Here is a 25,638-nt window from a genome sequence, read left to right as displayed (position 1 = left end):
ATGGGTCACAAGACCAACCCCATCGGTCTGCGCCTGCAGATCAACCGCACCTGGGACAGCCGCTGGTACGCCGAAGGGCGCAACTACGAGCAGCTGCTCAAGGAAGACCTTCAGATCCGCAAGTTCATCGTCGAAACGCTGCCGCAGGCCGCGATTTCGAAGGTGGTGATCGAACGCCCGGCCAAGCTGTGCCGCGTGTCGATCTATGCGGCCCGTCCCGGTGTGATCATCGGCAAGAAGGGCGCGGACATCGAGAAGCTGCGCTCGAAGCTGGCCACGATGACCGGCAGCGACGTGAAGCTGAACATCGTTGAAATCCGCAAGCCGGAAATCGACGCCAAGCTCGTCGCCCAGGGTGTTGCCGACCAGCTCATCCGCCGCGTCGCCTTCCGCCGCGCGATGAAGCGCGCCGTGCAGTCCGCCCTCCGTCTTGGCGCCGAAGGCATCAAGATCACGTGTGGCGGCCGTCTCGGCGGTGCGGAAATCGCCCGCGTCGAATGGTACCGCGAAGGTCGCGTTCCGCTGCACACGCTGCGCGCGAACATCGACTACGCCGAAGCCGAAGCCCTGACCGCCTATGGCGTGATCGGCATCAAGTGCTGGATCTTCAAGGGCGAGATCCTGGGGCACGACCCGATGGCGCAGGACCGGCTGATGATGGAGGCTCAAACCTCCGGCGTCCGCCCGGCGCGCTGAGGCTCAGGATAGAGAAGCACCATGCTGCAACCGAAGAAGACCAAGTTCCGCAAGGCCTTCAAGGGCCGGATCAAGGGCGACGCCAAGGGCGGTACGGACCTGAACTTCGGCTCCTATGGCCTGAAGGCGCTGGAGCCGGAGCGTGTCACCGCGCGCCAGATCGAAGCCGCCCGCCGTGCGATCACGCGCCACATCAAGCGTCAGGGACGCCTGTGGATCCGCGTGTTCCCCGACGTGCCGGTTTCGAAGAAGCCCGCCGAAGTCCGTCAGGGCAAGGGCAAGGGTTCGGTCGAATACTGGGCAGCCCGCGTCAAGCCGGGCCGCATCCTGTTCGAACTGGACGGCGTTGCCGGTCCGCTCGCCGCGGAAGCGTTCAGCCGCGCCGCGATGAAGCTGCCCATCAAGACCAAGGTCGTCGCCCGTCTTGGCGACACCTCGCACCTGGGAGGCGAATAATGGCCAAGTTCGAAGACCTGCGCGTCAAGAGCGATGACCAGCTTTCGGCCGATCTTGCCGAACTGAAGCGCGAGCAGTTCAACCTGCGCTTCCAGGCTGCGACCAACCAGCTCGAACGTCCGGCGCGCATCAAGGAAGTGCGCCGCGACATCGCTCGCATCAAGACGCTGCAGACTGAGCGTTCTCAGGCTGCCAAGGCGTAAGGAGTCACACGATGCCCAAGCGTATCCTTATCGGGACCGTGGTCTCCGACAAGACCGACAAGACCGTGGTCGTGAAGGTCGAGCGCAAGGTGAAGCACCCGCTCTACGGGAAGATCATCCGCCGCTCGAAGAAGTATCACGCCCATGACGAGGCGAATGCCTACAAGACCGGTGAAACGGTGCGGATCGAAGAGACCGCGCCGGTTTCCAAGCTGAAGACCTGGAAGGTTATCGAACGGGTCCAGGCCGGCAAGGGCACCGCCGTCGAAGCGGACGTCTAAGAGCAGCGACAATTTTGGAACTGCCGGACTGGTTCCGGCAAGCCAGTGAGAAGGAACCGGATCAATGATCCAGATGCAATCCAATCTCGACGTCGCGGACAACAGCGGCGCGAAGCGCGTCCAGTGCATCAAGGTGCTGGGCGGGTCGAAGCGCCGTTTTGCCGGCGTCGGCGACATCATCGTGGTGTCGGTGAAGGAAGCGCAGCCGCGCGCCCGCGTGAAGAAGGGTGACGTGCACCGCGCCGTGATCGTTCGCACGAAGAAGGACGTGCGCCGTCCCGACGGCAGCGTGATCCGCTTCGACAGCAACGCCGCCGTGCTCGTCGGCAAGAACGAAGAGCCGATCGGCACGCGTATCTTCGGCCCCGTGGTGCGCGAACTGCGTGGCCGCGGTTTCATGAAGATCATCTCGCTCGCTCCGGAGGTGCTGTAATGGCTGCCGCCAAGATCAAGAAGGGTGACAGCGTCGTCGTCCGCTCGGGCAAGGACAAGGGCCGCACCGGTACGGTGCTCCAGGTTCTCCCGAAGGAAGACAAGATTGTCGTTGCCGGCGTGAACATCGCCGCGCGTCACCGCAAGCCGAGCCAGCAGAACCCGCAGGGTGGCATCGATCGCCGTGAAGCGCCGATGCACATCTCGAAGGTTGCCATCGCCGACAAGGACGGCAAGCCGACCCGCGTTCGTTTCGAAACGAAGGACGGCAAGAAGGTCCGCGTCGCCGTGAAGTCCGGGGAGACGATCGATGGCTGACAAGTACGTTCCGCGCCTGAAGACGAAGTACGCCGACGAGATCGCCAAGGCGATGCAGGCGAAGTTCGGCTACAAGAACGCGCTCGAAATCCCGAAGATCGAGAAGATCACGCTCAACATGGGCGTCGGCGAAGCGAGCCAGGACAAGAAGAAGGTCCAGACCGCCGCCGCGGAAATGGAGCTGATCGCCGGCCAGAAGCCCGTGATCACCAAGGCGAAGAAGTCGATCGCGCAGTTCAAGCTGCGTGAAGGCATGCCGATCGGTTGCAAGGTTACCCTGCGCCGCGAACGCATGTACGAATTTCTCGACCGCCTGGTCACCATCGCGATGCCCCGTATCCGCGACTTCCGTGGTCTGAACCCGAAGTCGTTCGACGGTCGCGGCAACTACGCGATGGGTCTGAAAGAGCAGATCATCTTCCCCGAGATCAGCTACGATCAGATCGAGAAGGTGCGTGGCATGGACATCATCGTCACCACCACCGCCAAGACGGACGAAGAAGCGCGCGAACTGCTGCGTCTTTTCGGTTTCCCGTTCCCGCAGGAAGCTGCTGAACAGCAGCAGGCCGCCTGAGCCAGAATTTAGGAAGAGCTTAAGTCCATGGCGAAACTGAGTTCGATCAACAAGAACGAGAAGCGCAAGAAGCTCGTTCAGAAGTATGCGGCCAAGTATGCCGCGCTGAAGGCCCAGGCCGACGACGAAGCGCTCGACGAAACCGAGCGCCTGATCGCGCGCCTCAAGATGGCGGAACTGCCGCGCAACGCGAACCCGACCCGGGTGCGCAACCGCTGCAACACCACCGGCCGCCCGCGTGGCTACTACCGCAAGTTCGGCCTGTGCCGCGTCGAGCTGCGCGACCTCGCCAACAAGGGGCTTATCCCCGGCGTGACCAAGTCGAGCTGGTAAGGATCATCCGATGGCATTGACCGACCCCCTGGGTGATATGCTCACCCGCATCCGCAACGGCCAGCAGGCGAAGAAGGATTCCGTCCTTTCGCCCGCGTCGAAGCTGCGCGCCCACGTGCTCGAGGTTCTTCAGCGCGAAGGCTACATCCGTGGCTTCAGCGAAGACAACACGGGTCTGCACCCGCAGCTTCGCATCGAGCTGAAGTATTTCGAGGGCCAGCCCGCGATCAAGCACGTGGCCCGTGTCTCCAAGCCTGGCCGCCGCGTCTATTCGGGTTCCAAGGAACTTCCGGTGGTGCGCAACGGCCTGGGCATCACCATCGTCTCGACGCCGCGTGGCGTGCTCTCGGATGCCGAGGCGCGCGCTGCCAACGTCGGTGGCGAAGTGCTGGCGGAGGTGTTCTGATGAGCCGCATCGGCAAAAGGCCGGTGACGATCCCGAGTGGCGTCACCGCGAACATCGCGGACGGCGTGCTGACCGTGAAAGGCCCCAAGGGCACGCTCACGCTCTCGCTGCGCGACGAAATCAGCTACACGGTGGAAGGCGACGCCATCATCGTGAAGCCGGCGAACGACACCAAGCACGCGCGCGCCTTCTGGGGCATGCAGCGCACGCTGGTCGATAACCTCGTCACGGGTGTGACCCAGGGCTATACCAAGGTTCTGGAAATCACCGGTGTCGGCTATCGCGCCAACTCGCAGGGCAAGAACCTGAAGCTGCAGCTCGGCTACAGCCACGATGTCGATTTCGCCGTGCCGGAAGGCATCGAGATCAAGACCCCGGATAACACCACGGTCGAAATCTCGGGCATCGACAAGCAGAAGGTCGGCCAGGTAGCCGCCGAGATCCGCCGCTGGCGCAAGCCCGAACCCTACAAGGGCAAGGGCATCAAGTACCGCGGCGAGTACATCTTCCGCAAGGAAGGGAAGAAGAAGTAATGGCCAAGCTGTCTCTCTTCGATCGCCGCCGTCGCCGCGTCCGCACCGCGCTCAAGGCGCGCTCCGGTGGGCGTCCGCGCCTTTCGGTGCACCGCTCGGGTCGCCACATCTACGCCCAGATCATCGACGATGCCGCCGGCCGCACGCTGGCCGCCGCTTCGACGCTGGTGAAGGGCGAGAAGTCGATCGGCGCCAACGTCGATGCCGCAGCCAAGGTCGGCAAGGAAATCGCCGAGAAGGCGAAGGCCGCCGGCATCACCACCGTCGTGTTCGATCGCGGCGGCTTCCTGTTCCATGGCCGCGTCAAGGCGCTGGCTGACGCTGCCCGCGAAGGCGGCCTGGAGTTCTGAGCATGGCTGACGAAACCAACCTGGAAGGCGCAGCCGTCGCCGTCGAAGCCGGCGCTGGCGCCGGTGAGCAGCGTGAAGGTCGTCGCGGCCGTGGTCGTGGCGGTGAGCGTGGCGAACGCGGTGATCGTGGCGGCCGTGGCCGTCGCGATGACCGTCGCGGTCGTGGCAACAACGAGGAAGAAGGTGGCGAGGAGCTGATCGAAAAGCTCGTCCACATCAACCGCGTTTCCAAGACCGTGAAGGGCGGCAAGCGCTTCGGCTTCGCCGCGCTGGTCGTGGTCGGCGATGGCAAGGGCCGTGTCGGCTTCGGTCATGGCAAGGCGCGCGAAGTGCCCGAAGCCATCACCAAGGCCACCGCTTCCGCCAAGAAGAAGATGGTCCGCGTTCCGCTGAAGGAAGGCCGCACCCTGCACCATGACGGCAAGGGCCGTTTCGGCGCGGGCAAGGTCAACGTCCGTTCGGCTCCGGCCGGTACCGGCATCATCGCCGGCGGCCCGATGCGCGCTGTCTTCGAAAGCCTGGGCGTTCACGACGTGGTGACCAAGTCGGTCGGCACCTCGAACCCCTACAACATGATCCGCGCCACCTTCGACGCGCTGACCGACCAGACTTCGCCGAAGTCGGTCGCGCAGCGTCGTGGCAAGAAGGTCGCCGACCTGCTCGGTCGCGGTGGCGCCAGCGCGGTGGAGGCGGAAGCCGCCGCCGAAGCCATCGTGGAGTAAGAGACATGGCGAAGATCAAGATCAAGCAGATCGGTTCGCCGATCCGCCGCCCGGAAAGCCAGAAGAAGATTCTGGTCGGTCTGGGTCTCGGCAAGATGCACCGCGTGGTCGAGGTGGAAGACACCGCCGAAGTCCGCGGCGCGCTGGCCAAGCTGCCGCACATGGTGGCAGTGGTCGACTGAGCCGAGGGTTCAGGCGAACGCAATCAGGAAGCCCCGGTGGAAACGCCGGGGCTTTTTGTTTGGCGATCTTGTCGCGGCGCGCGACCCGCCGCAACCCCTCCCGTAAGCGGGAGGGGAGCGAGACTTGCGTCGGTGTAGGCGGCGCCAGTCGCAGCGGGGCCGGCTTTCCGCGCTTGATGGTTTGCAGCGGCAAGCCGGGGAGCAGATTTGCGGGGTGACAAGCCCCGCCGCTTCGCCTATGCGCGCCCATTCCATCAAGCGCGACTCAAAGCGAAAGCGAGTGCAAGACATGACCAAGCTGAACGATCTTCGTGACAACAATGGCGCCCGCAAGGGCCGGATGCGCGTCGGACGCGGCATCGGTTCGGGCAAGGGCAAGACCGCCGGCCGCGGCCAGAAGGGCGCCAAGGCGCGTTCGGGCGTTTCGATCGCCGGTTTCGAAGGCGGCCAGATGCCGCTGCACATGCGCCTGCCGAAGCGTGGCTTCAACAACATCTTCGCCAAGGACTATGCCGAGGTGAACCTGGGCCTGATCCAGAAGGCGATCGAGGCGGGCAAGCTCGATGCCGGTTCGGTGGTCGATCACGCCGCGCTCAAGGGCGCTGGCCTGGCCCGTGGCGGCAAGGACGGCGTGCGCCTGCTGGGCAAGGGCGAGTTCTCGGCCAAGGTCAGCTTCAAGGTGGCCGGCGTCAGCAAGGGCGCCAAGGAAGCCGTTGAAAAGGCCGGTGGTTCGGTCGAAGTGATCGTCAAGGCCGCTCCGGCCGCCTGATTTTATCGCTTGTTCCGGGCGCGGGGGTTCTTGCATCCCCGCGCCCGCACTATATGGGCTTGCTCATAAGGTGAAGCGGGCCGGTTTTTCAGTCCGGCGCCACAGCGAGGCTTGAAACCCGAAATGGCATCACGCGCCGATAACATTGCCAGCAACCTCAACCTGGCCAACTTCTCGAAGGCGACCGAGCTCAAGAACCGCATCTGGTTCACGATCGGCGCGCTGATCGTCTTCCGCTTCCTCAGCTTCGTGCCGCTGCCGGGCGTGAACCCGCTGATCCTGGAATCGCTTTACGACCAGACGCGCGGCGGCATCCTCGATATCTTCAACGCCTTCTCGGGCGGTTCGCTGCAGCGCATGAGCCTGATCGCGCTGGGGGTGATGCCCTATATCACCGCCTCGATCGTGGTGCAGCTGGCGGCGTCGCTCCATCCGGCGCTGGCCGCGCTGAAGAAGGAAGGCGAAAGCGGGCGCAAGAAGCTGAACCAGTACACCCGCTATGGCGCGGTGTTCCTGACGGCGGTGCAGGGCTGGTTCCTCGCATCGGGCCTCGAAGCCTATGGCGCGTCGAGCGGGTTGCAGGCGGTGGTCAACCCCGGCTACCTGTTCCGCGTGGGCGCGGTGGTCAGCCTGATCGGCGGCACGATGTTCCTGCTGTGGCTGGGCGAACAGATCACTTCGCGCGGGATCGGCAACGGTGTTTCGCTGATCATCATGGCCGGCATCGTCGCGCAGATGCCCAAGTTCATCTCGAACCTGTTCGAAGGCGGGCGCACCGGCTCGATCTCGCCCTTCGTGATCGCGGGCGTCACCGTCATGATCCTCGCGCTCGTGGTGATGATCTGCTTCATGGAGCGCGCCACGCGGCGCCTGCTGATCCAGTATCCCAAGCGCGCGACGCAGCGCGGCATGATGAACGCCGATCGCAGCCACCTGCCGCTGAAGATCAATACCGCCGGCGTCATTCCGCCGATCTTCGCCAGCTCGCTGCTGCTGCTGCCGCTGACCATCACGCAGTTCGCCGGCAACGCGCTGAAGCCGGATTCGGTGATGGGCAAGGTGGTGATCGCGCTGAACCAGTACCTGGGCCACGGCAAGCCGCTGTATATGCTGCTCTATGCGCTGGGCATCATCTTCTTCAGCTTCTTCTACACCGCCGTGGTGTTCAACCCCGAGGAAACCGCCGACAACCTGAAGCGCAACGGCGGCTTCATCCCCGGCATCCGTCCGGGCAAGAACACCGCGAACTACCTCGATTACGTGCTGACCCGCATCACTGTGCTGGGCGCTGCCTATATTACTATCGTCTGTGTTGTGCCCGAATACATCATGGCCGAAACGGGCATGGGCACGTTGTTCTTTGGCGGCACGAGCCTGCTGATCGTGGTCAACGTGACCGTGGACACGATCACGCAGATCCAGTCGCACCTGCTGGCGCACCAGTATGGCGACCTGATCAAGAAGGCCAAGCTGAAGGGACGCCTGCGCTGAGCAGCCTCGGCTGCTCGGAGAGGTGCAGAAAAGGGGGAATGCCGAAGTGAACATCATCCTGCTGGGGCCGCCGGGAGCGGGCAAGGGCACGCAAGCGCAGCGCTTGGTCGAGCGCCATGGCATGAAGCAGCTTTCGACCGGCGACATGCTGCGCGCCGCGGTCAAGGCCGGCACGCCGGTGGGGCTGAAGGCCAAGGCCGTGATGGAAGCCGGTGAGCTGGTGTCCGACGAGATCGTCTCCGCACTGATCGGCGACGAGCTGGACGCGATGCCGGCGGGGCAGGGCGCCATCTTCGACGGCTATCCGCGCACCGCGCCGCAGGCGGAATCGCTGGACGCCATTCTCGCCAGCCGGGGCCGCGCGCTGGATCATGTCATCGAACTGGAAGTGAACGAGGACGCGCTGGTCGAGCGCATCACCGGCCGCTACACCTGCGCGACGTGCGGCAAGGGCTATCACGACAAATTCGAGCAGCCCAAGGTCGCCGGCACCTGCGACAAGTGCGGCGGACACGAGTTCAAGCGCCGCCCCGACGACAACGAGGAAACCGTCCGCACGCGCATGGCCGAATACCGCGCCAAGACCGCGCCGATCCTGCCGATCTACGAGGCGCGCGGCATCGTTTCGCGCGTGGACGGCATGGCCGAAATGGACGCCGTGACCGCCGCTATTGAGGCGATTCTCAAGAACGGATAGACTGGCGCTGACGGGACTAGGCTGAGAGTCAAGCCAAGGGGGCGCCTGTGCGGAATACGGTTCTGGTAGGCGCCTTGCTGGCGGGTGCGATCGCCACGCCGGCATCAGCCGAAGTGACGGCGCAGTCCGATGTCGGCTTCGTGGTCCGCGAAGTGGCCGACGTCGCCGCCACGCCGGCCGAAACGTGGCGCGCCATGACCACGCCCGGCGCCTGGTGGTCTTCGGCCCACACCTTTTCCGGCAGCGGGGCCAACCTTTCGCTCAGCCCGACCGTGGGCGGCTGCTTCTGCGAGCGTTTTCCTCCGCCCAAGGGCGCACCGGCCACGCAGCAGACCGGCGGCGTGCAGCACATGCGCGTGATCTACGTCGAGCCGAACCGCGTGCTGCGGCTGAGCGGCGCGCTGGGGCCGCTCCAGTCGGAGGCGCTGACCGGCACGCTGACCATGGCCTTACGCGCGACCGACACGGGCACGCACATCACCTGGGAATACGTTGTCGGCGGGTACATGCGCTACAAGGTCGATCAGATCGCGCCGGCGGTGGACCGGATGCTGGCGGAGCAGATTTCGCTGCTGGCCGCGCATATTGCCAAATCGACGGCCCCGGCTGCTGCTCCTCCTGCCGCTGCTGCTGCTGCTGCGCCCAAGCCCGGCAAGGCGCCCGCCGCGCAACCCGCGAAGGCAGCTGCGGCGCCTGCGTCCGCCGCGCCCGCGCCAGCAGCGCCGGGCGGAGACGATGCGGCCAACGATGCCGCCCGGGCGGCGTTCGATGCCGCGTTGAAGAAGGCGCCGCCGAAGCGGCAGGGCACGCCGCCACGGCACTGACCCGCCTGTGCGCGCGCTCTCTTTTGCCCGCGCGAAAAACGGCTAATGTCCCGGAAACAAAAGCGCGACTCGGACTGAACCGGGGCAGGCGCGACACGGGCCGCAGGCGTGTTCCGAAGCCAGCCAACCAGGCATGGCGCAAGGGGAGAAGACCGTGGCCGTTTCCGATCATGTTGACCTGCCGACCTTCATGGAAGGCGTCAAGAAGCGCAACCCGTACCAGCCGGAGTTCGTCCAGGCGGTGCAGGAGGTTGCCGAGGACATTTTCGATTTCATCGCCGACAAGGAAGAATACCACGCGCAGCAGATCCTGCGCCGGATCGCCGAGCCGGACCGGGTGGTCTCGTTCCGGGTCTGCTGGGAGGACGACAACGGCAACATCCGCGTCCAGCGTGGCTGGCGCGTGCAGAACAACAACGCGATCGGCCCCTACAAGGGCGGCATCCGCTTTCACCCTTCGGTGACCGAATCCGTGCTGAAGTTCCTGGCGTTCGAGCAGACCTTCAAGAATGCCCTGACCGGGCTGCCGATGGGCGGCGGCAAGGGCGGGTCGAACTTCAACCCCAAGGGCAAGAGCGTGCGCGAGATCATGCGCTTCTGCCAGAGCTTCATGACCGAGCTCTATCGCCACATCGGCGCCGACGTGGACGTGCCGGCGGGCGACATCGGCGTGGGCGGCCGCGAAATCGGTTTCATGTTCGGCCAGTACAAGCGGATCACCAACAACTTTACCGGTGTGCTGACCGGCAAGGGGCTGGAATGGGGCGGATCGCTGATCCGCACTGAGGCGACGGGCTATGGCGCGGTCTATTTCCTGGCCAACATGCTGGCGACGAAAGGCGAAGACCTTGTCGGCAAGACGGCGGTGATCTCGGGATCGGGCAATGTCGCCACCCACGCCGCAGAAAAGATCGTCCAGCTGGGCGGCAAGGTGCTGACGCTGTCCGATTCGGGCGGCTTCATCCACGATCCGGACGGGATCACCCAGGAAAAGATCAACTGGGTCAAGACGCACAAGACTCACCGCCGGGGCCGCATCCAGGACTATGTGGAGGCGTTCCCGGCCGCGACGTTCCACGAAGGCAAGACGCCGTGGGGCGTGCCGTGTGACGTCGCGCTGCCCTGCGCCACGCAGAACGAACTGCTGGGTGAGGACGCGAAGACGCTGATCGCCAACGGGTGCCGCGCCGTGTCGGAAGGCGCCAACATGCCGACCGACCTTGACGGCGTGCACGTGTTCAAGGCGGCGAAGATCCTCTACGCCCCCGGCAAGGCGTCCAACGCGGGGGGCGTGGCGGTTTCGGGGCTGGAAATGAGCCAGAATTCCGAACGCCGCGCGTGGAAGGAGGATGAGCTGCAGCAGATGCTGAAGGACATCATGGCCGGTATCCACAGCTCGTGCCTTGCCTATGGCGATCAGGGCGGCGGCTATATCGACTACGTGAAGGGCGCGAACATCGCCGGCTTCAAGAAAGTGGCCGATGCGATGCTGGCGTTCGGCGTCGTCTGAAGCGGAACGGGCGGCGTCGCCGGGCGATGCCGCCTTTCCATGGGTGCGTCAAACAGGCGTGGTGGTCAGGAAGCCGAAACCCAGCCGCTCTGCCCCTTCTTGAGCACAACCACGAACTGCTGCGTGATCGGCGCGATCGATCCGGGCGGGGTGGAGGTCACCTGCACGGTGCAGGCATAGGCGCCGTCCGGGCTGTTGGCGGCGTTGCACGGGCCGCTGGAGGCGACAGTCGCGCGCGCGGCCGCCGTGATCAGCGCTTCGCGGGCATGGGCTTCCAGCGACGGCGGCAGGCCTGCGACCATCTGTTCACGCGCTACCTTCTCGACATCGGCCGAAGCCGGCCCGCCGAACAGGCTGCAGGCGGCGAGCAGCAGCGCGGTGGCTATAAGGATAACGCGTATCAAGTCATGCCTCCCACCGGTATTCCGTTTTCCAGTTCCCCGTCACGGGCGCCGTCGCGAAACCGCATTCCGACGCGAAAGGGCCGTGCCGGAAGCGGTGCAGCCTTCCGAATCGCGCCCGGGGAACGGTGACCGGATCATAAACCGGAACGGACCTTGTGATTGTAAAAGCTTGTAAATTGGGATCTCGCATGGCCGAACCGAAGGTGCGCGACCGCAGGGTGATCGGCTTCCTTTGACCTCGGACCCGGTCTTGGCTATGATGCTCGTCACAGCAGCTTCGCGTGGTGGCATGATCGTGTCATGCCTTGTTCCGCGCGCGCAGCTTTCTGTTGACGCGGCTTGCGAATCCGCCTAAGCGCGCCTTTCACTCGATTTCAGGGAGACGTCCGGCAAGCGCGAACAAGACTGCGCTGTCCGGGCTTTTTGCCGTTGAGCGGGTGAAACGCGATGAGATGGGGGTTGCGGCCGGATCGGCTCCTCCCCTGTGGAGCAGGAGAAACAAGTGGCTCGTATTGCCGGGGTCAACATCCCCACCAACAAGCGTGTTATCGTTGCGCTGACTTACATTCACGGTATCGGCCCGTTCAAGGCGAAGCAGATCGCCGACAAGCTGGGCATTGATCACAGCCGCCGCGTACAGGATCTGTCGGACGCCGAAGTGCTCCAGATCCGTGAAACGATCGACGCTGAACACACCGTGGAAGGCGATCTCCGTCGCGAAACCGCGATGAACATCAAGCGCCTGATGGACCTGGCCTGCTATCGCGGCCTGCGTCACCGCAAGGGCCTGCCGGTCCGCGGCCAGCGCACGCACACGAACGCCCGCACCCGCAAGGGCAAGGCCAAGCCGATCGCCGGCAAGAAGAAGTAAGATCGCGCCTTACAAGGCAGATCTTCCAACGGTTTCTCGACAGGATTTCAAGAAATGGCTCGCGAACCTCAGCGTATCAAGCGGCGGGAGCGCAAGAACATCACCAGTGGTGTCGCGCACGTCAATGCCAGCTTCAATAACACCATGATCACCATCACCGACGCGCAGGGCAACGCCATCAGCTGGTCCTCGGCCGGCATGATGGGCTTCAAGGGCAGCCGCAAGTCGACGCCCTATGCCGCGCAGGTTGCGGCGGACGACGCGGGCAAGAAGGCCGCCGAACACGGCGTCCGCACGCTCGAAGTCGAAGTGAAGGGCCCGGGTTCGGGTCGCGAAAGCGCGCTGCGCGCGCTGCAGGCGGTCGGCTTCACGATCACCGCGATCCGCGATGTGACGCCGATCCCGCACAACGGCGTTCGTCCGTCGAAGCGCCGTCGCGTCTGATCCTGCCCTTGGCGGCGCGTCACGGTACCTGACGCGCCCGCCCAATTCCGATCGGTCCGCGGCTCCCTCAGTCGACGGCCGGCGTCCCGACAAACCCCAGGGGAATTCCATGACTGTCAACATCAAGAACTGGCAGGAACTGAAGAAGCCCAACAATCTCGAGATCAAGCCCGGCTCTGATCCGAAGCGCCGTGCGACGTTCGTCGCCGAGCCGCTCGAGCGTGGCTTCGGCCTGACGCTCGGCAATGCGCTTCGCCGCGTGCTGCTCTCGTCGTTGCAGGGTGCTGCCGTCACCTCGATCAAGATCGAGAACGTGCTGCACGAGTTCTCGTCGCTCGCCGGGGTGCGCGAGGACGTGACCGACATCGTGCTCAACGTGAAGCAGATTGCGCTGAAGATGCAGGGCGAAGGCCCGAAGCGTCTCCAGCTTTCGGCGACCGGACCGGGCGAAGTGAAGGCCGGCGACATCGCCGTGACCGGCGACATCGAGGTGATGAACAAGGATCTCGTGATCTGTCATCTCGACGAAGGCGCGACCTTCAACATGGAACTGACGTGCGATACCGGCAAGGGCTATGTCCCCGCCGTGTCGAACCGTCCGGCCGACGCGCCGATCGGGCTGATCCCGATCGACTCGCTCTATTCGCCGGTGCGCCAGGTTTCCTACAAGGTCGACAACGCCCGTATCGGCCAGGAGCTTGACTTCGACAAGCTGAGCCTGACGGTCGAAACCGATGGCACCGTGACGCCGGAAGACGCCGTGGCCTATGCCGCGCGCATCCTGCAGGACCAGCTGGCGCTGTTCGTCCACTTCGACGATCAGGTGCCGACCGGCCACGTGCCCGCGATGGCCGGCCTTGCCGCGCACACGCCGGAAGAGAACGACGCCAACCAGCTCAACCGCTACCTGCTCAAGAAGGTGGACGAACTGGAGCTGTCGGTGCGTTCGGCCAACTGCCTCAAGAACGACAACATCATCTACATCGGCGATCTGGTCCAGAAGACCGAGGCCGAGATGCTGCGCACGCCGAACTTCGGCCGCAAGTCGCTCAACGAGATCAAGGAAGTCCTGTCGTCGATGGGCCTGCGCCTTGGCATGGACATCCCCGGCTGGCCGCCGGAAAACATCGAGGAAATGGCCAAGAAGCTCGAACAGGAGCTGCTGGGCTAAGCACGTCGCCCCGGCACCACGCCGGGGCTTCGTTGCATGGGGCAATGGGCGGCGCCCCGCAATGGCCGCCTGGATCGGGGTACCTGATACGGCCCCCCTACGAACGGAGAAAGAAACATGCGTCATAAGCTGGGCCAGCGGAAGCTGGGTCGTACCTCGTCCCACCGCATCGCGCTGCTGCGCAACCTGTCTGCCTCGCTGATCAAGCACGAGCAGATCACCACCACGCTGCCGAAGGCGCGCGAGCTGCGTCCCTATATCGAAAAGCTGATCACGCTGGCCAAGAAGGGCGGCCTTTCCAACCGTCGCCTTGCCCACGCCCGTCTGCTGGACGATGCGCAGCTGGTGAAGCTGTTCGACGTGCTGGCCACCCGCTATGCCGATCGCAACGGTGGCTATACCCGCATCATCAAGGCCGGTTACCGCGCGTCGGACGCCGCGCCGATCGCCGTGATCGAACTGATCGACCGTGACACCTCGGCCAAGGGCCAGGATTCCGGCCCGGTCATCACGGCCGACGAGGACGAATACGAAGCCGCCTGATCGCGCTTCGCGTCATCGCAAAACAGGAAAACGGGCGGGGCCAGGTGGCTTCCGCCCGTTTTCTTATGTTGCTGCCCTGCGGTTGGCCTTGCCGCAAGGGCGCGGCGAATTACGTTGGAGGTCCGGTTCCGGACAGAGACAACGAGGGCGCATGGCGAAGATTGGCACAGCAGGGCTTTTCGTATCGGCGACCGCGCTCGCGCTCGGGACCGTACCACTCTTCACCGCACAGGCTGCCTCCGTGACATCCCAGACTCCCGTTCTTCCCGCCTATCCCGCCACGGCACGCGGCCCCGTCGTCGACGAGGCCTTCGGCGAGAAGGTGCCCGATCCCTATCGCTGGCTGGAGGCGGATGTCCGCACTGATGCGGCGGTGGAGCAGTGGGTGGCCGCGCAAAGCGCGTTCACCGCCGCCTATCTCGCGCAATTGCCCGAGCGCGCGGCGTTCGAGACGCGGCTGCACGCCCTGTTCGATTACCAGCGCTATGGCGTGCCGGTGGAAGAGGGCGGCCGGCTGTTCTATGCCTATAACAGCGGGCTGATGAACCAGGCGCAGCTGCTGGTGCGCGACAAGGATGCGCCGGCGGACACCGCCCGCGTGCTGCTCGATCCGAACACCTGGGCCAAGGACGGGGCGACCGCGCTCGATGCGTGGAAGCCTTCGCCGGATGGCAACCTGCTGGCCTATACGGTGCAGGACGGCGGTTCGGACTGGCGCACACTGAAATTCGTGCGGGCGGCGGACGGGTCATCGCTGGCCGATGAGCTGCGCTGGGTGAAGTTCAGCGGGATCGCCTGGGCGGGCGACGACGGCGTGCTCTATTCACGCTTTCCCGAACCGAAGCAGGGCGCGGCCTTCCAGGCGCTGAACTACGACCAGACGATCTATTACCACAAGCTGGGCACGCCCCAGTCGCAGGACCGGGCGGTCTATGCGACGCCGGACCGCCCCAAGCTGGGGCACGGCGCCAGCGCGACCAGCGACGGGCGCTGGATGGTCGTGTCGAGCCACGAAGGCACCGACCCGCTGGCGATCGTGCATGTCGCGCCGATCGGACGGGGCGACTGGACCGTGAAGCCGCTGGTGCCGGACCTGAAGGCGCAGTGGGACCTGATCGATGGCGTAGGCGACCGGCTGTGGTTCGTTTCGGGCGATGGCGCGCCGCTCAAGAAGATCGTGCGGGTGGACCTGTCCGGGCCGGAGCCGGTGTTCACGACCGTGGTGCCCGAAAGCGACAGCAATCTCGAATGGGCGCATATCGTGGGCGACCGCATCGTCGCGGCCTATCTCAAGGACGTGAAGTCCGAATTGCGGCTGTTCACGCTCGACGGAAAGCCGCTGGGCACGGCGACGCTGCCGGGGCCGGGCACGGTGGCGGGGTTGAGCGGCAAGCCGGGGCGGGCCAATGGCTACCTCGCCTTTACCAGCTTTACTACGCCGGGCACGGTCCATGCGTTCGACAGCGCGAGCGGCAAGACGGCGGTCTGGCAGCCGGTCAAGCTCACGTTCCGGCCGGAAGACTACCGCATTGACCAGGTGTTCTACCCGTCGAAGGACGGCACGAAAGTGCCGATGTTCGTGGTGCGGCGCAAGGATGCCAGCGGGCCGGTGCCGACGATCCTCTATGGCTATGGCGGCTTCAACATCGGCCTGCCGCCCGCCTATTCCGCCGCGCGCATGGCGTGGCTCGAAAGCGGCGGGGCCTATGCCGTGGCCAACCTGCGCGGCGGCGGCGAATATGGCGATGCCTGGCACGACGCGGGCCGGCGCGCGAAGAAACAGAACGTGTTCGACGATTTCATCGCGGCCGGCGAATGGCTGATCGCCAACGGTGTGACGCCCAAGAACGGCCTGGCCGTCGAGGGCGGCTCCAACGGTGGGTTGCTGGTGGGCGCTGTGGTCAACCAGCGGCCCGACCTGTTCGCCGCGGCCCATCCGGCGGTGGGCGTGATGGACATGCTGCGCTTCGACCAGTTCACCGCTGGGCGCTATTGGGTGGATGACTATGGCTATCCGGAAAAGGAAGCCGACTGGCGCGTGCTGCGCGCCTATTCCCCCTACCACAACATCCGCGCGGGCGCGGCCTATCCGGCGATTCTGGTGACCACCGCCGATACCGACGATCGCGTGGTGCCGGGGCACAGCTTCAAGTACGCGGCGGCGTTGCAGGCGGCGGACATCGGGCCGAAGCCGCACCTGATCCGCATCGAAACGCGCGCCGGGCACGGATCGGGCAAGCCGGTGGCCAAGCAGATCGAGGAAACCGCGGACGTCTATGCCTTCCTGGCGCACTGGACGGGCCTCTCACCCCGGCCATAACCGGTGCAAATCACGCTCGCCTTGGCGCCGTGGTCGGTGCTAGGTTGTTGAAACAAGCAGATAGACATTCTGCGCAATAGGTTTGGGAGCAGGACACAGGAACATGCGGCGCGTGCCACGCCTCTGGCTGGTTGCCGCGTTGACGCTTCTTTCCCCGGCGGCATGGGCGGCCGGCGGCAGCGCCAACGACGGTATCGATATGGACGTTGCGCCCGTCCATGCCGAGCGCGCGCCCGTGCCGCCCGCGCGGCTGGTTCTGCCCAAGGCCGCCTACCCCGTCACCCGGCGCGATCCGCTGGTCGAACGTGTCTTCGGGCAGGACGTGGCCGATCCCTATCGCTGGCTGGAAGGGGACTTGCGCAGCAACGGCGATGTGGCCGATTGGGTCAAGCGCCAGAATGCGACGAGCGCGGCCTACCTGGCGCAGCTGCCGGGGCGCGGCGCGATGGAAGCCCGCATCCGCGCGCTGTTCAACTTCGAGCGCTTCAGCCTGCCGCGCAAGGCGGGGCGCAACTATTTCTATCTGCGCAACGGTGGCTTGCAGAACCAGTCCGCCCTCTATGTGCAGGGTGCGGAGGACAAGCAGGGACGCTTGCTGATCGATCCCAACGGCTGGTCGAAGGACGGGGCGGTGGCGCTCGATGCCTGGGTGCCTTCGCGCGGCGGGCGCCTGCTGGCCTACACGGTGCAGGAAGACGGCAGCGACTGGCGCACGGTGCGCGTTGTCGATGTCCAGAACGGCAAGGTGCTGGACGACAGGCTGGACTGGGCCAACGACACGCAGATCGGCTGGATCGGCGACGAGGGCTTCCTCTATTCCCGGTTCCCGCAGCCGCCGGCAGGAGAGGAATACCGCGCGCCCACCTACAACAAGGCGATCTGGTATCATCGCGTGGGCACGCCGCAGGCCCAGGACCAGCTGGTCTATGCCACCCCCGATCATCCCGAATGGTCGCACAAGGCCATGGTGAGTTCGGACGGGCGCTGGGCGGTCATCACCAGCGAGATCAGCACCCTGCCGCGCCACGCCGTCCACGTGATCGACCTGCGCCATCACGTGAAGGGCGAATGGCCGGTCCGGGCGATCGTCCCCGATTTCGAACACGACTGGAAGTTCGTGGAAGGCATGGGGGACCGGCTGTGGTTCATCACCAATGCCGGCGCCCCGCATTACCGCATGACGCGGCTGGACCTGTCGCGCGAGGCCCCCGCCTGGCAGGAGGTGATCCCGGAGCGGACCGACACGCTCGACAGCGGGGCCATCATCGGCAACCGCCTGATCCTGTCGTACCTGCATGACGGGGCGCGGACGGCGATGGTTACCGATTTCGCCGGGCGTCCCTCGCGCGCGATCACGCTCGACACGATCGGATCGGCCAGCGGGTTCGTGGGACGGCCGGGCGATCCCGAGACGTTCTACCAGTTCTCCAGCTTCAACCAGCCCCCGGCGATCTTCCGCTTCGACATGCGTTCGGGCAAGGCGACGCCGTTCATCATGCCGCGCCTGGCGTTCAACCCGGCGGACTACGTGGTGGAGCAGCGCACCTATCCGTCGAAGGACGGCACGATGGTGCCGATGTACATCGTGCGCAGCAAGGCGCTGGCGCAGGCCAACAAGGCCGCGCCCACGCTGCTCTACGGCTATGGCGGCTTCGACATCTCGCTGACGCCGGGCTTTTCGGCGGTGCGGATGGCGTGGCTGCAATCGGGCGGGGTGTTCGCGCTCGCCAACATTCGCGGGGGCGGGGAGTTCGGCAAGGCCTGGCATGACGCCGGCCGGCTCGACCGGAAGCAGAACAGCTTCGACGATTTCATCGCCGCGGGCGAATACCTGATCCGCCATGGCATCACCCCGCGTGACGGGCTGGCGGTGCAGGGTGGCTCCAACGGCGGGTTGCTGGTGGGGGCGGTGGTCAACCAGCGGCCCGACCTGTTCGCGGCGGCCAACCCCGATGTGGGGGTGATGGACATGCTGCGGTTCGACCGGTTCACATCGGGCCGGTTCTGGGTGGACGACTACGGCAGCCCTGAAAAGGAAGCGGACTGGCGCGTGCTGCGCGCCTATTCGCCCTATCACAACGTGCACAGTGCGGCTTACCCGGCGGTGCTGGTGACCACGGCGGACACCGACGACCGGGTCGTGCCGGCGCACAGCTTCAAGTACGTCGCCGCGCTGCAGGCCAGCGATACCGGCGACAAGCCGCATCTGCTGCGGGTGGAAAGCAAGGCCGGCCACGGATCGGGCAAGCCGGTGGAGAAGATCATCGCTTCCGGCGCGGACGTGCTTTCGTTCCTGGCCTACTGGACGGGACTGAAGGTGGAATAGCCGCCAGCGGAGGCGAAAACCGCGATGCGCCCTTGCGGGCTGGCCGCAGGCTCATTATCCGCTTCGGGAAAGACCGAAGGGACTTACTGGCCATGACGATGTTTGACGATCGCGAGCGCGCCGAGGAAGCGAAGTTCGCGCGTGACGAGGAAACGCTGTTTCGCATTCATGCGCGGCGCAACCGCCTGCTGGGGCAGTGGGCTGCCGAACGCATGGGTCTCGATGCCGCCGAAACCGAAGCCTATGCCAAGTCCGTCGTCCAGGCGGATTTCGAGGAAGCCGGTGACGAGGACGTGATCCGCAAGCTGCTGGGCGATCTGGTATCGGCCGGAGTCGAAACCGACGAGGCCGAAATCCGCGCGGCGATGGACGCCAAGGCGGTGGATGCTCGCCGACAGCTGATGGGCGAAGCCTGATGGCGATGGCGGCGGCCGAGATCGAGGCGATGATCCGCGCCGCGCTGCCGGATGCGGAGGTGACCATTACCGATCTTGCCGGCGATGGCGATCACTATGCCGCCCATGTCGTGTCGCCCTCGTTCCAGGGGTTGTCGCGCGTGGCCCAGCACAAGGCGGTCTATGCCGCGCTGGGCGGACGCATGGGGGGCGTGCTGCACGCCTTGCAACTGACCACGGCCGCCGCCTGAACGCAGAACCTGCGCAAAGGCGCTTGTAACTGGCGACCGCAGTTCCCAGTTTGAGCGGCGAGAAAGGAATTCCTCCGCCATGTCGACCCAGAATGCCACACAGGCCCGTATCGCCGAGATCGTGAACGGCAATGACGTCGTCCTTTTCATGAAGGGCACGCCGCTGTTTCCGCAATGCGGATTTTCCAGCAAGGCCATCGCCATCCTCGATCACCTGGGCGTGGAATACGCCAGCGTCGATGTGTTGCAGGACATGGAAGTCCGCCAGGGCATCAAGGAGTTTTCGGATTGGCCGACGATTCCCCAGCTTTACGTCAAGGGCGAGTTCGTTGGCGGCTCGGACATCATGATGGAAATGTTCCAGGACGGTGAATTGCAGCAGCTTCTGCAGGATTCGGGCGTTTCCGCGCAGTAACGCGGTTTCGCCAATCCGATCGGGCGGTTGCGCGGCAAATGTAAAATTCTCCGACAGATCGTTTTACATCGGTTGGCAATCGAATGAACGCGGCTCCATCTCCGGATGGACCGCGTTTTTTTATGCCGATATCGTCGGTGCGGGAGCCCCGGGAAGAGGCGGAACCCTTGGGAGACCAGGTCGGGTTCCGCCCCTCAAGAAGACTATTCTCGGGACATCTCTCCATAAGCACGACCCGTGCCAGTTTTCAAATTCCCTTGAAAATGGAGGTTTTGGCACGATGCGCCGTCTCCCATTTCGCTCCATTGTCAAGGTTTCCGACACCCCCGGGAAAAGGGGCAGCTTGGCAAGCCGCGGTGGCACGAGCATGATGCTGCAAAACACGCGCGGGATGGCTGGGATTGCATGGAAGATTTCGACGACGCCGATAATTTGCCTCTCGCCATTCCGGCGGCAACGCTGGTGGTGTTCCGCCGCGACCCGGCCGGCGGCGCGGCGCAGGTGCTGCTGCTCGAACGCTCCGGCGCGATGCGGTTCGCGGGCGGCGCCACGGTCTTTCCCGGTGGAAGGATCGACCGGGCGGACTACGATCTGGCGGAGCGTGTTCGCAGCGATCTCGATCTGGACGATGCCGCCGCACGCGTGGCGGCGATCCGCGAGACGCTGGAGGAATCCGGGCTGGCCATCGGCGTTGTCGGAAACGTGACGGCGGAGACGGCGGTGGCCGCACGCCGGATGCTGATCGAACGGGGCGCGCTGGCGCCGGTGCTGGAGGCGTTCGGCTGGCAGCTCGCGCTCGACCGGCTGACCCCGTTCGCGCGTTGGTTGCCGAAGCACCGCGCGCCCCGCATCTTCGACACGCGCTTCTATATTGCCGACCTGGGAACCGGGGCGGTGGACGTGGCGGTCGATGCCACGGAGAACACGCACCTGTTCTGGGCCAGCGCGCGCGAGGCGCTGCGGCTGGCGGATCTGGGCGAAATTCAGGTGATCTTCCCGACGCGGCGCAATCTGGAACGGCTGGCCCAGTTCGATGACTTTGCGGCGTGCCTCGAACATGCACGGGCGACGCCGGTGGTCACGATCACGCCGGCGGTCGCCGTGCGCGATGGGGCGAGATGGCTGACAATCCCAGAGGATGCGGGGTATCCGGTCCACGCGGAGCCGATCGACAGCGCGATGCGCGGTTAGCGGCCTGCGTATATGTCCTGAGGGTTGGCGCGGAGGGGGCTCATAGGCAAACGGGCGCATCAAGCAGGCATATTGCGGATTGGAGACCGCCTATGCCAGCCGAATGCCAACACCCGTTCGATATGTCCCTCCCCTCCACCGACGGCGAACGCGCGCCGGACGTTGATCTTACCCCCGCCGCGGGGCGCCATCACGGTGTGCGCGTCGCGCTTGTGGCGGTGCGCGCCACCGCGCCGCTGATGCTGTCGCTCACGCTCTGGGCCATCGTCGGCTGGGCGGTGTGGAAGGGCGGTTGACCAGCGGCGACGCCGGACAGATTCAGCCGATCGCGCTGTCGCAGGCCAGCCGCAGGGCGGACCGGGCATCATCGCGCTGCGTCTTGCCATCTATCAGGCCGATGCGGCGGCGGAAGTCGTATCCGTCGAGCGGCACGGCGACGACGCCTTCGCAGCGGAGCGATTCCGGCGCCGTGGTCACGCCCATGCCGGCGCGCACCATCGCCATGCAGCGGTCGTCGTTGGCGCTGCGCAGCAGGAAGCGGGGCCGCACCCCGCGCTGCGTGAAGAAGCGGCTGGTTTCGGCAAGCAGTTCGCAGGACCGGCGCGCGATCATGGTTTCGCTCGCCAGTTCGGCCGGATCGAGCGTCGCGCGCCCCGCCAGGCGGTGGCTTGCCGGCAGCATCATGCGATAGCCTTCGTCGATGACGGACGCGGCATCCTCGCCTTCGCGCAGTAGGGTCAGCGCGGCGTCGATCTGCCCTTCGCCCAGCTTGCGCCGCAGTTCGGCATCGCTCCCTTCGGTCAGCACCAGCGGTTCCGGCCCGGCGAAGCGCGCGCTCAACCGGGTCAGGAAGGCTGTCGGCAACGATGCGAGGATGCCCAGTCGCAGCGGCGGGGCGAGGTCGGCCTCGCTACGCAGGCTGGCCTCGGCCAGCCGGAACTCCCGCTCGATGGCGCGGGCATGGGCCAGCAGGCGGTTGCCGGCCTCGGTCAATCGCACGTTGCGCCGGTCGCGCACGAACAGCGGCGCGCCGACCAGCCGTTCCAGCTCGGCAATGCCCACCGACAAGGTGGGCTGCGTCACGTTGACGCGCCGCGCGGCGGCGGTGAAGCCGCCGGTTTCCACGACCGCCAGGAACTGGCGCAGATGGGTGCGTTTCATCATAGATTTTATCTATCGAACTTCGCGCGATGTTTCAATTTCGTCGACGATATCATCGATGGTATCAAGGGGCGTGGGACAGGATGTGCCCGGCCTTGACCGGCCGCGCCTCGTCCCGTCGATTGCTGATGGCTGCGGGGTGCGCTGTCTCGGGCGTATCCGGGCAAGTCTTGGGAGGATGCCGTGCGCGCGACGCCTGATTTCGATTTCGGCCTGCCTGAAACCGCCCTGATGATCCGCGAAAGCGCCGCGCGCTTCGCCGACGAGAAGATTGCGCCGCTGGCGGCGAGGATCGACGCGGAGGACTGGTTCGCGCGCGAGCTGTGGCCGGCGATGGGCGAGCTGGGCCTGCACGGCATCACCGTGGAAGAGGAATGGGGCGGCCTGGGCCTCGGCTATCTCGATCACGTGATCGCGGTGGAGGAAGTGAGCCGGGCATCGGCCTCGATCGGCCTGTCCTATGGCGCGCATTCCAACCTTTGCGTCAACCAGATCCGCCGCTGGGGCACGGACGCGCAGAAGGCGAAGTACCTGCCGGGCCTGATCTCGGGCGAGCATGTCGGCAGCCTTGCCATGTCGGAAGCGGGCGCCGGGTCGGACGTCGTCGGCATGAAGCTGCGCGCCGATGCCACCTCGGGCGGCTATGTCCTCAACGGCACCAAGTTCTGGATCACCAACGCGACCTATGCCGATACGTTGGTGGTCTATGCCAAGACCGCGCCGGAATCGGGATCGCGCGGGATCACCGCCTTCCTGATCGAGAAGGACTTCGATGGCTTCTCGATCGGTCAGAAGATCGACAAGATGGGGATGCGCGGCTCGCCCACGGCGGAGCTGGTGTTCAACGACTGCTTCGTGCCCGAAGAGAACGTGATGGGGCCGCTGCACGGCGGCGTGGGCGTGCTGATGTCGGGCCTCGATTACGAGCGCGTCGTGCTGGCGGGCCTCCAGCTCGGCATCATGCAGGCCTGCCTCGATACGGTCATCCCCTATGTCCGCGAACGCAAGCAGTTCGGCAAGCCGATCGGCGCGTTCCAGCTGATGCAGGCCAAGATCGCGGACATGTACGTCGCGCTGCAATCGGCGCGGGCCTATGTCTATGCCGTGGCGCGCGCCTGCGATGCCGGGCAGACCACCCGCTTCGACGCGGCCGGCGCGATCCTGCTGGCCAGCGAGAACGCCTTCCGCGCGGCGGGCGAGGCGGTGCAGGCGCTGGGCGGGGCGGGCTATACCAAGGACTGGCCGGTCGAACGCTACCTGCGCGATGCGAAGCTGCTCGACATCGGCGCCGGCACGAACGAAGTTCGCCGGATGCTGATCGGGCGGGAACTTATCGGGGCGCAGGGTTAGGGGGAGTGGCGATGGTGGCGGAGACTGCCGAAGACAAGAAGGCCGTGTTCCGACGGCTGATCGATTGCTACGCGCGGGCCGATGTGGATGCGATGGAGTCGCTGATCGCCCCCAGCTATCTGGGCCACACCTCCGCCGGGGACCGGGACTGGGCCGGGTTTCGCCAGAGCATCCTGAACTTCCATGCAATCTTCGACTACGCGCCAGATGCCTTCGTGATCGAGGACCAGTTCGCCGACGGCGACAAGGTGGCAACCCGCATGACGGCCCGTGTCCGCAGCCGCGAGAGCGGCGAGGCGATGACGATGATCGGCATCAACCTGGCGGTGATCCGGCGTGGGCAAGTCTTCGAGGAATGGAACACCTGGGAAATGGTGCAATCGGCGGAGTCACTTTCGATGCAGGGTGCAGCATGAGCGGACCCGTCCTCTCCTCCAACATCGACCTTTCCAGCCCCGAGGCGCAGGCGCGTGCCGCGCACAACCGCGCGCTGGCGCGGGACTTGCGCGATCGCGTGGCTCGCACGGCGCTGGGCGGCGATGCGCGATCGCGCGAGCGGCATGTCGCGCGGGGCAAGCTGCTGCCACGCGATCGGGTGGAGCGGCTGCTCGATCCCGGATCGCCCCTGCTGGAACTGAGCCAGCTTGCCGCCGGCGGCCTCTATGGCGACGAGGTGCCGGGCGCCGGCGTGATCACGGCGATCGGCCGCGTATCGGGCCGCCAGTGCGTGATCGTGGCCAACGATGCCACGGTGAAGGGTGGCACGTACTATCCGCTGACGGTGAAGAAGCACCTGCGCGCGCAGGACATCGCGCGCCAGAACCGGCTGCCGTGCATCTATCTGGTCGATAGCGGCGGGGCCAACCTGCCACACCAGGCCGAGGTCTTTCCCGATCGCGATCACTTCGGCCGCATCTTCTTCAACCAGGCCAACATGAGCGCCGAGGGCGTGCCGCAGATCGCCTGCGTGATGGGCAGCTGCACGGCGGGCGGTGCCTATGTCCCGGCGATGTCGGACGAGACGGTGATCGTGCGCAAGCAGGGCACGATCTTCCTGGCCGGCCCGCCGCTGGTGAAGGCCGCCACCGGCGAGGAGATCAGCGCCGAGGATCTGGGCGGCGGCGATCTCCACGCGCGCAAGTCCGGCGTGGTCGATCATCTGGCCGAGAACGACGAGCACGCGCTGACCATCGTGCGCGACATCGTTTCGCATCTGGGATCGGCGGGGGATGCTGGCATCGCCCGCCGCGAACCGCGCCCGCCGAAGTACGATGCGGAAGAACTCTACGCGATCGTGCCCGAGGACGTGCGCGCGCCCTACGATGTCCGGGAAGTGATCGCGCGGCTGGTCGATGGCAGCGAGTTTCACGAGTTCAAGGCCCATTACGGCACCACGCTGGTCTGCGGCTTCGCGCATATCTGGGGCATGCCGGTGGCGATCCTTGCCAACAACGGCGTGCTCTTTTCCGAAAGCGCGCAGAAGGGCGCGCATTTCATCGAACTGGCGTGCCAGCGCCGTATTCCGCTGCTGTTCCTCCAGAACATCTCGGGCTTCATGGTCGGCGGCAAGTACGAAGCCGAAGGCATTGCCAAGCACGGCGCGAAGCTGGTGACGGCTGTGGCCACCGCCAGCGTGCCCAAGATCACCGTGCTGATCGGCGGCAGCTTCGGCGCCGGCAACTACGGCATGTGCGGCCGCGCCTATGAGCCGCGCTTCCTGTTTTCCTGGCCCAACAGCCGGATCAGCGTGATGGGCGGCGAACAGGCCGCCGCAGTGCTCGCCACGGTCCATCGCGATGCCGCCACGTGGACGGCGGAGGAGGCTGAAGCGTTCAAGGCGCCGGTCCGCCAGAAGTACGAGGACGAGGGCAACCCCTGGTACGCCACCGCCCGCCTGTGGGACGATGGCGTGATCGATCCCGCCCAGACGCGCGACGTGCTCGGGCTGGCGCTGGCGGCAACGCTCGAAGCCCCGGTTGCGGAGGCGCCCCGCTTCGGGGTGTTCAGGATGTAATGGCC

34 protein-coding genes are annotated in these 25,638 nt (G+C 65.5%); 32 read left to right on the top strand and 2 right to left on the bottom strand.

What is annotated here, in order from left to right; all coding sequences use genetic code 11:
* The 18 genes from rpsC to gdhA all read left to right on the top strand — a co-directional run bounded on the left by rpsC (position 1) and on the right by gdhA (position 10,777).
* The gene (gene rpsC, locus NMD1_RS05420; RefSeq protein WP_124809395.1) at positions 1-696 is read left to right on the top strand and encodes a 30S ribosomal protein S3; all 696 of its coding nucleotides are present in this window, start codon (positions 1-3) and stop codon (positions 694-696) included.
* Between the two features lie 21 nt (positions 697-717).
* On the top strand, positions 718-1,152 hold the full coding sequence (gene rplP, locus NMD1_RS05415; protein WP_103728308.1) for a 50S ribosomal protein L16: 435 nt from the start codon (positions 718-720) through the stop codon (positions 1,150-1,152).
* Complete coding sequence (gene rpmC, locus NMD1_RS05410) at positions 1,152-1,355, top strand: 50S ribosomal protein L29 (protein ID WP_223806627.1); 204 nt, start codon at positions 1,152-1,154, stop codon at positions 1,353-1,355. Before rplP ends, rpmC begins: the two co-directional genes overlap by 1 nt.
* Before the next feature lie 11 nt (positions 1,356-1,366).
* The gene (gene rpsQ / locus NMD1_RS05405) at positions 1,367-1,636 is read left to right on the top strand and encodes a 30S ribosomal protein S17 (RefSeq protein ID WP_124809394.1); all 270 of its coding nucleotides are present in this window, start codon (positions 1,367-1,369) and stop codon (positions 1,634-1,636) included.
* A 64-nt stretch (positions 1,637-1,700) separates the two neighbouring features.
* A complete protein-coding gene (rplN, locus tag NMD1_RS05400; protein ID WP_124809393.1) occupies positions 1,701-2,069 on the top strand; it encodes a 50S ribosomal protein L14 in 369 nt (122 codons plus the stop codon).
* Positions 2,069-2,386, top strand: a complete 318-nt coding sequence (gene rplX, locus NMD1_RS05395; protein ID WP_124809392.1) for a 50S ribosomal protein L24 — start codon at positions 2,069-2,071, stop codon at positions 2,384-2,386. Before rplN ends, rplX begins: the two co-directional genes overlap by 1 nt.
* A complete protein-coding gene (gene rplE, locus NMD1_RS05390) occupies positions 2,379-2,960 on the top strand; it encodes a 50S ribosomal protein L5 (RefSeq protein WP_124809391.1) in 582 nt (193 codons plus the stop codon). The genes rplX and rplE overlap by 8 nt, the downstream gene beginning before the upstream one ends.
* A 27-nt stretch (positions 2,961-2,987) precedes the next feature.
* Positions 2,988-3,293: a 30S ribosomal protein S14 gene (gene rpsN, locus NMD1_RS05385; protein WP_124809390.1), complete on the top strand. Its 306-nt coding sequence runs from the start codon at positions 2,988-2,990 to the stop codon at positions 3,291-3,293.
* Positions 3,294-3,303: 10 nt separating this feature from the next.
* Positions 3,304-3,699 (top strand): 30S ribosomal protein S8, encoded by a 396-nt coding sequence (rpsH, locus tag NMD1_RS05380; RefSeq protein WP_124809389.1) that lies wholly within the window; start codon positions 3,304-3,306, stop codon positions 3,697-3,699.
* Positions 3,699-4,232, top strand: coding sequence for a 50S ribosomal protein L6 (gene rplF, locus NMD1_RS05375; protein ID WP_124809388.1), 534 nt, complete (start codon positions 3,699-3,701; stop codon positions 4,230-4,232). The genes rpsH and rplF overlap by 1 nt, the downstream gene beginning before the upstream one ends.
* Complete coding sequence (rplR, locus tag NMD1_RS05370; RefSeq protein ID WP_124809387.1) at positions 4,232-4,582, top strand: 50S ribosomal protein L18; 351 nt, start codon at positions 4,232-4,234, stop codon at positions 4,580-4,582. The genes rplF and rplR overlap by 1 nt, the downstream gene beginning before the upstream one ends.
* Positions 4,583-4,584: 2 nt before the next feature.
* Complete coding sequence (gene rpsE / locus NMD1_RS05365; protein ID WP_124809386.1) at positions 4,585-5,304, top strand: 30S ribosomal protein S5; 720 nt, start codon at positions 4,585-4,587, stop codon at positions 5,302-5,304.
* Positions 5,305-5,309: 5 nt separating this feature from the next.
* Positions 5,310-5,486: a 50S ribosomal protein L30 gene (gene rpmD, locus NMD1_RS05360; protein ID WP_124809385.1), complete on the top strand. Its 177-nt coding sequence runs from the start codon at positions 5,310-5,312 to the stop codon at positions 5,484-5,486.
* A 289-nt stretch (positions 5,487-5,775) separates the two neighbouring features.
* Positions 5,776-6,255, top strand: a complete 480-nt coding sequence (rplO, locus tag NMD1_RS05355) for a 50S ribosomal protein L15 (protein WP_124809384.1) — start codon at positions 5,776-5,778, stop codon at positions 6,253-6,255.
* 123 nt (positions 6,256-6,378) lie between these two features.
* Complete coding sequence (gene secY / locus NMD1_RS05350) at positions 6,379-7,746, top strand: preprotein translocase subunit SecY (protein ID WP_124809383.1); 1,368 nt, start codon at positions 6,379-6,381, stop codon at positions 7,744-7,746.
* Between the two features lie 46 nt (positions 7,747-7,792).
* Positions 7,793-8,443 (top strand): adenylate kinase, encoded by a 651-nt coding sequence (locus tag NMD1_RS05345; protein ID WP_124809382.1) that lies wholly within the window; start codon positions 7,793-7,795, stop codon positions 8,441-8,443.
* 47 nt (positions 8,444-8,490) lie between these two features.
* On the top strand, positions 8,491-9,267 hold the full coding sequence (locus NMD1_RS05340) for an SRPBCC domain-containing protein (RefSeq protein ID WP_125953990.1): 777 nt from the start codon (positions 8,491-8,493) through the stop codon (positions 9,265-9,267).
* 154 nt (positions 9,268-9,421) lie between these two features.
* The gene (gene gdhA / locus NMD1_RS05335) at positions 9,422-10,777 is read left to right on the top strand and encodes an NADP-specific glutamate dehydrogenase (protein ID WP_124809380.1); all 1,356 of its coding nucleotides are present in this window, start codon (positions 9,422-9,424) and stop codon (positions 10,775-10,777) included.
* 65 nt (positions 10,778-10,842) lie between these two features.
* On the opposite strand, the gene NMD1_RS05330 is transcribed toward gdhA, so the two are convergent.
* On the bottom strand, positions 10,843-11,181 hold the full coding sequence (locus NMD1_RS05330) for a hypothetical protein (protein WP_125953989.1): 339 nt from the start codon (positions 11,179-11,181) through the stop codon (positions 10,843-10,845).
* Between the two features lie 502 nt (positions 11,182-11,683).
* Between NMD1_RS05330 and rpsM the strand changes: the two genes are divergently transcribed.
* The 11 genes from rpsM to NMD1_RS21205 all read left to right on the top strand — a co-directional run bounded on the left by rpsM (position 11,684) and on the right by NMD1_RS21205 (position 21,404).
* The gene (gene rpsM, locus NMD1_RS05325) at positions 11,684-12,052 is read left to right on the top strand and encodes a 30S ribosomal protein S13 (protein WP_124809378.1); all 369 of its coding nucleotides are present in this window, start codon (positions 11,684-11,686) and stop codon (positions 12,050-12,052) included.
* Between the two features lie 54 nt (positions 12,053-12,106).
* A complete protein-coding gene (gene rpsK, locus NMD1_RS05320) occupies positions 12,107-12,496 on the top strand; it encodes a 30S ribosomal protein S11 (RefSeq protein ID WP_008065643.1) in 390 nt (129 codons plus the stop codon).
* Between the two features lie 109 nt (positions 12,497-12,605).
* Positions 12,606-13,667, top strand: a complete 1,062-nt coding sequence (locus NMD1_RS05315) for a DNA-directed RNA polymerase subunit alpha (RefSeq protein ID WP_124809377.1) — start codon at positions 12,606-12,608, stop codon at positions 13,665-13,667.
* Between the two features lie 117 nt (positions 13,668-13,784).
* Positions 13,785-14,210, top strand: a complete 426-nt coding sequence (gene rplQ / locus NMD1_RS05310; protein WP_124809376.1) for a 50S ribosomal protein L17 — start codon at positions 13,785-13,787, stop codon at positions 14,208-14,210.
* 151 nt (positions 14,211-14,361) lie between these two features.
* Positions 14,362-16,530 (top strand): prolyl oligopeptidase family protein, encoded by a 2,169-nt coding sequence (locus tag NMD1_RS05305; protein ID WP_125953988.1) that lies wholly within the window; start codon positions 14,362-14,364, stop codon positions 16,528-16,530.
* A 103-nt stretch (positions 16,531-16,633) separates the two neighbouring features.
* A complete protein-coding gene (locus tag NMD1_RS05300) occupies positions 16,634-18,856 on the top strand; it encodes a prolyl oligopeptidase family protein (RefSeq protein WP_125953987.1) in 2,223 nt (740 codons plus the stop codon).
* A 92-nt stretch (positions 18,857-18,948) separates the two neighbouring features.
* Positions 18,949-19,272 carry a DUF1476 domain-containing protein gene (locus tag NMD1_RS05295; protein WP_124809373.1) on the top strand — a complete coding sequence of 108 codons (324 nt, stop codon included), beginning with the start codon at positions 18,949-18,951 and terminating at the stop codon, positions 19,270-19,272.
* Positions 19,272-19,502, top strand: coding sequence for a BolA/IbaG family iron-sulfur metabolism protein (locus NMD1_RS05290; protein ID WP_124809372.1), 231 nt, complete (start codon positions 19,272-19,274; stop codon positions 19,500-19,502). Before NMD1_RS05295 ends, NMD1_RS05290 begins: the two co-directional genes overlap by 1 nt.
* 79 nt (positions 19,503-19,581) lie before the next feature.
* Positions 19,582-19,917 carry a Grx4 family monothiol glutaredoxin gene (gene grxD, locus NMD1_RS05285; protein ID WP_124809371.1) on the top strand — a complete coding sequence of 112 codons (336 nt, stop codon included), beginning with the start codon at positions 19,582-19,584 and terminating at the stop codon, positions 19,915-19,917.
* Positions 19,918-20,322: 405 nt separating this feature from the next.
* Positions 20,323-21,108 (top strand): NUDIX domain-containing protein, encoded by a 786-nt coding sequence (locus NMD1_RS05280; RefSeq protein WP_190287234.1) that lies wholly within the window; start codon positions 20,323-20,325, stop codon positions 21,106-21,108.
* A gap of 92 nt (positions 21,109-21,200) precedes the next feature.
* Positions 21,201-21,404 (top strand): hypothetical protein, encoded by a 204-nt coding sequence (locus tag NMD1_RS21205; RefSeq protein WP_125953986.1) that lies wholly within the window; start codon positions 21,201-21,203, stop codon positions 21,402-21,404.
* 22 nt (positions 21,405-21,426) lie between these two features.
* Here the strand turns inward: NMD1_RS21205 and NMD1_RS05270 are convergent, their stop codons facing one another.
* Positions 21,427-22,272, bottom strand: coding sequence for a LysR family transcriptional regulator (locus tag NMD1_RS05270; RefSeq protein WP_124809369.1), 846 nt, complete (start codon positions 22,270-22,272; stop codon positions 21,427-21,429).
* 180 nt (positions 22,273-22,452) lie between these two features.
* On the opposite strand from NMD1_RS05270, the gene NMD1_RS05265 reads away from it, so the two are divergent.
* The 3 genes from NMD1_RS05265 to NMD1_RS05255 are packed head-to-tail and all read left to right on the top strand — an operon-like array spanning position 22,453 to position 25,633.
* Positions 22,453-23,619 carry an isovaleryl-CoA dehydrogenase gene (locus NMD1_RS05265; RefSeq protein WP_125953985.1) on the top strand — a complete coding sequence of 389 codons (1,167 nt, stop codon included), beginning with the start codon at positions 22,453-22,455 and terminating at the stop codon, positions 23,617-23,619.
* Between the two features lie 11 nt (positions 23,620-23,630).
* Positions 23,631-24,035, top strand: coding sequence for an ester cyclase (locus NMD1_RS05260; protein WP_233497387.1), 405 nt, complete (start codon positions 23,631-23,633; stop codon positions 24,033-24,035).
* Entirely contained in the window at positions 24,032-25,633 is a 1,602-nt protein-coding gene (locus tag NMD1_RS05255; protein WP_124809366.1) for a carboxyl transferase domain-containing protein, read from the top strand. Before NMD1_RS05260 ends, NMD1_RS05255 begins: the two co-directional genes overlap by 4 nt.
* Positions 25,634-25,638 lie beyond the last annotated feature (5 nt).

It is taken from the genome of Novosphingobium sp. MD-1 (genome assembly GCF_001014975.1).
Taxonomy (GTDB): Bacteria; Pseudomonadota; Alphaproteobacteria; order Sphingomonadales; family Sphingomonadaceae; genus Novosphingobium.
The sequence above is the reverse complement of the archived record's forward strand: the minus strand, read 5'-3'. Positions and strand labels throughout refer to the sequence as shown.